This window comes from Huintestinicola butyrica (genome assembly GCF_025567215.1).
Classification (GTDB): Bacteria; Bacillota; Clostridia; order Oscillospirales; family Ruminococcaceae; genus Huintestinicola; species Huintestinicola butyrica.
In genome coordinates, this window is sequence record NZ_JAOQKB010000025.1 from 1 (window position 1) to 5,891 (window position 5,891).

The 5,891-nt window shown below is 48.3% G+C and carries 7 protein-coding genes; all 7 read left to right on the plus strand.

Annotated features, from left to right (window positions below):
* On the plus strand, positions 1 to 1,362 hold a 1,362-nt coding region (locus OCV68_RS14465; protein ID WP_262573749.1), incomplete at its 5' end, for a DUF4368 domain-containing protein.
* Complete coding sequence (locus OCV68_RS14470) at positions 1,359 to 1,703, plus strand: TnpV protein (protein ID WP_262573752.1); 345 nt, start codon at positions 1,359 to 1,361, stop codon at positions 1,701 to 1,703. The genes OCV68_RS14465 and OCV68_RS14470, both read left to right, overlap by 4 nt.
* 135 nt (positions 1,704 to 1,838) lie before the next feature.
* Positions 1,839 to 2,669 (plus strand): TraX family protein, encoded by an 831-nt coding sequence (locus OCV68_RS14475; protein ID WP_110437415.1) that lies wholly within the window; start codon positions 1,839 to 1,841, stop codon positions 2,667 to 2,669.
* A 300-nt stretch (positions 2,670 to 2,969) separates the two neighbouring features.
* Positions 2,970 to 3,137, plus strand: coding sequence for a hypothetical protein (locus OCV68_RS14480; RefSeq protein ID WP_009259853.1), 168 nt, complete (start codon positions 2,970 to 2,972; stop codon positions 3,135 to 3,137).
* A gap of 117 nt (positions 3,138 to 3,254) precedes the next feature.
* Positions 3,255 to 3,623, plus strand: a complete 369-nt coding sequence (locus OCV68_RS14485) for a DUF3847 domain-containing protein (RefSeq protein WP_009259852.1) — start codon at positions 3,255 to 3,257, stop codon at positions 3,621 to 3,623.
* On the plus strand, positions 3,580 to 5,076 hold the full coding sequence (gene mobQ / locus OCV68_RS14490; protein ID WP_262573761.1) for a MobQ family relaxase: 1,497 nt from the start codon (positions 3,580 to 3,582) through the stop codon (positions 5,074 to 5,076). The genes OCV68_RS14485 and mobQ overlap by 44 nt, the downstream gene beginning before the upstream one ends.
* A partial coding sequence (locus OCV68_RS14495; RefSeq protein WP_262573763.1) for a DUF3991 domain-containing protein occupies positions 5,073 to 5,891 on the plus strand: 819 nt, incomplete at its 3' end. The genes mobQ and OCV68_RS14495, both read left to right, overlap by 4 nt.

A 5,891-nucleotide genomic window follows, 5' to 3' on the forward strand; every position in this document is an offset into this window, starting at 1 on the left:
AGAGACCAATGGTTGGTTGACCCCGAAGCCGCTGATGTGGTCAAGCGCATCTTTGCCATGACGATTGACGGCTACGGTCCGTATCAGATCGCCAGCAAACTGAAATCGGAAAAGGTGCTTATTCCGTCTGCTTACCTTGCCCAACACGGCGAGGGCGTGAACAAAAACAAGACTTTCAAAGATATGTACGGCTGGGGTTCTTCCACCATCTGCAACATTCTTGAAAAGCGTGAATATCTGGGACACACCATCAATTTCAAGACCCGAAAGCACTTCAAGGACAAGAAAAGCCATTATGTCCCGGAGGACGAATGGACAATTTTCGAGAATACCCATGAGCCTATCATTGACCAGCAGACCTTTGACCTTGTGCAGAAAATCCGTGGGAATGTCAGACGCTACCCGGACGGCTGGGGCGAAGCAGCTCCCCTCACAGGCTTGCTTTATTGTGCCGATTGCGGCGGCAAGATGTATGTCCACCGTACCAACAACGGCAAGCGTATTTCTCAATATACCTGTTCCCAATACAGCAAAGTCCCAGTTGGAAAGCTCTGCAAGACCCAGCACCGTATCAATGAAGATGTGGTACTGTCCCTTGTTTCCGAAATGCTCAAAGCTATTGCCGAGTATGCCAAGCATGACCGAGCCGAGTTTGTCCGTGTGGTGCAGGAAGCGCAGTCCAGCCAGCAGACGGCAGAGGTCAGAAAACAGCGCACACGCCTTGCCACAGCAAAGCAGAGAGTTTCCGAGCTGGAAGTCCTGCTCTGCAAAATCTATGAGGACAACATTTTAGGCAAGCTGTCCGACAGCAGATACGCCACTCTGGACGCTCAATACGAAAAGGAACAGTCCGAGCTTACCGCTGAAATCTCTGCTCTGGAAAAGGCTGTCAAGAGCTATGAGAAGCACGAAAAGGACGCTGACCGTTTTATCGCTCTAATTGACAAATATGAGAACTTCGACAAGCTGACCATTGCCATGCTCAACGAGTTTATCGAGAAAATCCTTGTGCATGAGCGTGACCGCAAGGGCAGTATACAGACCACACAGGAGGTCGAGATTTACTTCAATTTTGTCGGGCGATTCGTTCCTCCGGCGTTTGGAGAAGTGGAGCTTACCCCAGAGGAATTAGAAGAAATCCGCAAGCGTGAGGAACGCAAAGACAGGCTTCATCAGAACTACTTGAAGCGGAAAGCCAGCGGATCGCAGAAGCGATACGAGGACAAAATCAAGGGGAGAAAAAAGGCAGAAATCGAAGCCAAGAAAGCCGCCATTCGTGCGGAGGATATTGCAAAGGGCGTGTTCGTCCCTGTCAGCAGTTTACCGCAGAGAGAGCCGCAGAAAGGAGCGCAGATTGCATGAACATCACTTACAGACAGAACGGAGATTATCTTATCCCGAACATTGTTATCCGCAAGACCAAGCCCATCGGACACTACGGCAGACTTCGCAAGGCGTATCTAGAAATGCACCGCCCGATACTGTTCAATGAGCTGGTGCTATCCGACAAGCTCTTTGAACATTGCGCCGAGATTGAAGAAGCGGCACGAAACCGCATGGAGCTGATCGTGCCGGAGCTGGTGAAGCGCAACGGCGTGACCGAACAGCTGAAAGCCGAAAACCAAATGGAATGGGTGCGGCAGATGAACGCTTGCAAGGCACAGGCAGAGGAGATTGTGAAAGCGGAATTGATTTATGATTGAACGAGAAAGTCCGGGCAGAAAACTGTTCGGACTTTTCTCATATATTCAAAAGTTGCGGTAGAATTGGTCACGAGTTTTATGGTATAATTTGAATACGAAAAATCGTAAAATTGGAAGTTGGTAGAAGGTTACATTATGAGCATTGATAGGAAAATAAATCGCATTCAATTTCTCACGGGAAATTCGTTAAAGTTTATTGCTGTACTGACAATGGTTATTGACCATCTATGTAAAATTGTGCTGCAATGGCTGCTATCAAACTACTGGGGGTCTATGGTAGATAACGAACAAATGTCGTGGGAGAGATTCCAAGAGATAGATAATCTCATACGGTTTGATTTGCAAAGCATTGGGACGATTGCTTTTCCGCTATTCTGTTTTTTGCTGGCAGAAGGATTCCAACACACAAGAAGTAAAAAACGCTATATTGGGTTGATGCTTGCATTTGCCCTTATTTCGGAAATTCCATTTGACATAGGTTTCTTTAGTGCGTATTCACGAATGGAAGGTACATTTCCGTTTTACTTGAAGTATCAAAATGTATTTTTCACCTTGTTTTTAGGCTTATTGACATTGGTATGCCTTGAAAGATTTTCGTGTGAATCCGACCTACCAGTGGATAGAATAAAATCAGTAGTCTTGCAAGTTCTCAGTGTAGTACTTTTTTCCAGCATTGCGGAAGGAATCCGTTGTGACTACGGTATGCAGGGGATCTTATTCATATCAGCATTTTATATTTGCCGTAATCACCGAATCTATCAAGTGCTGCTGTTTCTTTTGGCTTACATGGGGGCAACGGGGAATCAACCACCTTTATGTACGCTTCTTGCCGGCTTGCTTATTCTGCTATACAACGGAAAACGTGGTAAATTGAAGCTGAAATACTTCTTTTATGTTTTTTATCCAGCACATATCCTTGCCCTGTATTTGATTCAGGTAGGACTCGGAAAATACTTGCTGAAATGACTAATTGCAGTTTGTCGAGAAATTAAGCCGGAGAAAAACCCTTTAGGAACTAAAGGGCGCACTTCTATACTCTCTATCGAGAGTAGTGCGTCCTGCGGAGCTTCATTCTCTGTCAGCAGAAGAAAACTGCTTGCCTGCGAATGTTGCGTCACTTCGTTCCGTCAAGGTGGCTACACCCCCTTGCACCGCTAAAGCGGCTATCCCCTGTGGACTTGCCGTCCGCAAACGGTTTTGACAAACCGTTCGCCGCCAGCAAGTTTGAAAATAGTAAACGATAATTTAACAAAGGAGCGTGAGCGTATGAAAAAGATTATGTTTGGAAACAGTTTAATGCTATTGGGTATTGCTATAATGATACTTGCAGGATTAAAGGTGATATATGTAGGAACACTGTGGGTGTCGTTTCTTTTAATTATCGTGGGTTTTGTTATGGCTACGATTGGTTTTTTCGGTAAGGATAGCAAATAAATTATCTAACTGAATACAACAACCGAATACCGAAAAATAGACCGTTGACTGGTCGCAATGTGCGAAAAGTTGGCGGTCTTTTTTTATACCCATTTTCAAAAAAGGAGGTCAACCAAAATGGCAAAACAGAAAAGCCTTGAACAGCTTCGAGCTGAAAAAGAGCAAGTGGAAAAGCGGCTTGCACAGGAACAGCACAAACTGGAGCGTTTGGAGAACAGAAAGAAATATCTGGAGAAAGGCGAAAGGCAGAAACGTACCCACCGCCTTTGCAATCTGGGCGGCACGATTGAGAGCCTTGCCCCGGAGGTCAAAAATCTCACACGCACCGAAATGACCGAGCTGATGGAACACATCTTCGGTCTGCCGGAGGTACAGAGAGCCGTCCGGCACATGGAGATTACACACATCAACCAAGCAAACAGAGGAAAGGAGCTGAAAGCCAATGGCACTATTCCACTTCACAGTAACCCAAACGAAACGCAGTAAAGGTCAGTCTGCGATTGCTTCTGCCGCCTATCGTTCCGGCGAAAAGCTGTACAGCGAGTATTACGGCGAATACAGCGACTACACCAGAAAGCGTGGTGTTATCTGCTCTGACATTCTCCTGCCGCCCCATGCACCGAAAGAATACGCAGACCGTCAGACCCTATGGAACGCAGTTGAAAAAGCCGAGCGTGGTAAGAACGCCCAGCTTGCATACAGTTTTGAAATTTCCTTGCAGAATGAATTTTCTCTTGAAGAAAACATCTCTCTGGCAAGGGAATTTTTGTTTCGGGAGTTTGTCAGCCGGGGCATGACCGTTGATGTGTCCTTTCACGAAAAGGAGTGTGAGGACGGCGGCACACCCAATCCCCATTTTCACTTTCTCTGCCCTATTCGACCAATGGAGCAGGACGGCACATGGGGCATAAAACAACGGCGAGAATATGTGCTGGACGAGGAGGGCAACCGTATTCGAGACGCAAACGGTAAGTATGTGTTCAATGCCGTTCCCACTACCGACTGGGGCAGTCCCGAAACGCTGGAACATTGGCGTGAAGCATGGGCGGAGATGTGCAACGCCAAGTTTGCGGAGAAAGGTCTGGATGTTCGTATCGACCACCGCAGCTATGAACGGCAGGGCGTGGATTTACTTCCCACCATTCACGAGGGAGCAACCGTCCGAGCAATGGAGAAGAAAGGTATCCGCACCGAAAAGGGCGAGTTCAACCGCTGGATCAAGGCGACCAATGCCGTTATCAAGGACATCAGAAAGAAAATCTCTCTCCTGTTCGACTGGATAACGGAGATAAAAGCTGAGCTTGCCAAGCCGCAGACACCCGACCTTGTTTCTCTGCTGAACGATTATTACACCCAGCGAAAAGCCGGGGCTTATTCGCAGAAAGGCAAGGTCAGCAACCTAAAGGAGATGAACGAAACTTTCAATTATCTCCGGGCAAACGGCATTTACACCCTTGAAGATTTGGAAAGCAGATTGCAGAGCCACCGCACCACCGTTGACGGCTTAAAGACAACGATGGACAGCCAGAACGCCCGAATGAAAGCAATCCGCAGTCTTAATGATTACTCTGCCACCTACAAGAGCTTAAAGCCTGTCTATGACGGCTTGCAGAAAATCAAGTTTGAGAAATCGAGAGCCAAGTACAAGGCAGAGCATGAAGCGGAACTGAAACAGTTCTACGCCGCCAGACGCAAGCTGACCGGGGAGTTCCCGGACGGCAAGGTGGATATGAAAAAGCTGACCGAAGAGTATGACGAGCTGGAACAGGCGCACAACACCACCTATGGCGAGTTTAAGACCGTCAGAGACGATTTACACCGCCTTTGGAAGGTCAAGTCATGCGTAGGTACTGCCGCCCGATTTAACGAGCGCACAGAGAAACAAAAGCTCCAAAATCGACCCCAAACACGACAGAAAAAGGAGGAACTATCCCGATGAATTACACCCAAGCGCAGATTGACCGGGCAAACGCCGTCAGTCTGGAAGATTTTCTCCGCACACAGGGAGAGACGCTTATCAAAAGCGGACGGGAATACCGCTGGAAAGAACATGACAGCCTGACCGTCCGGGGAAACAAGTGGTTTCGCCACAGCCAGAGCAAGGGCGGCTATCCCATTGATTTCGTCATGGAGTTTTACGGCAAGTCCTTTCCCGAAGCTGTCCAGATGTTGACAGGCGAAAACGGCGAGGGACAGACCGAAGCCACCACAGCACCGCCCACAGCGTTCCACTTGCCCTTGCACAACAGAACAGCCGACAGAGCAATTCAATATCTTTGCGAAAGCCGAGGTCTCAACAAAACGCTTGTTGAGACTTTTCTTCTTTCCGGGGATATTTACGAGGACGCAAAGCGGCACAATGTTGTGTTTGTCGGCAGAGACCGAAGCGGTACGCCGAGATACGCCCATGTGCGAGGAACGGCAGACCCATTCAGACAGGACATTGCCGGGGCTGACAAGTCCTATCCGTTCCGCTATGAGGGAAACGGCAATCAGCTCTTTGTCTTTGAAGCACCGATTGACCTGTTATCATTCATCTGCCTTTATCCGCAGGACTGGCAGAAAAGAAATTATCTTGCCCTGGGCGGCGTTTCGGGCAAGGCTCTTGACCGTTTTCTTTCTGAACGCAAGGACACCCAAAAAGTGTTCCTCTGCCTTGACAGCGACACCGCAGGAAGCGAAGCCTGTACCCGACTGGCACAGTCCATTCCCAGCGAGATCGCCGTCATTCGCCTTGTCCCGGCAAGGAAAGAC

Bases quoted from the DNA above. Each gene is read 5' to 3' on its own strand.
- OCV68_RS14470 (WP_262573752.1), top strand. From the start codon at position 1,359: ATGAACATCACTTACAGACAGAACGGAGATTATCTTATCCCGAACATT.
- OCV68_RS14475 (WP_110437415.1), top strand. From the start codon at position 1,839: ATGAGCATTGATAGGAAAATAAATCGCATTCAATTTCTCACGGGAAAT.
- OCV68_RS14480 (WP_009259853.1), top strand. From the start codon at position 2,970: ATGAAAAAGATTATGTTTGGAAACAGTTTAATGCTATTGGGTATTGCT.
- OCV68_RS14485 (WP_009259852.1), top strand. From the start codon at position 3,255: ATGGCAAAACAGAAAAGCCTTGAACAGCTTCGAGCTGAAAAAGAGCAA.
- mobQ (WP_262573761.1), top strand. From the start codon at position 3,580: ATGGCACTATTCCACTTCACAGTAACCCAAACGAAACGCAGTAAAGGT.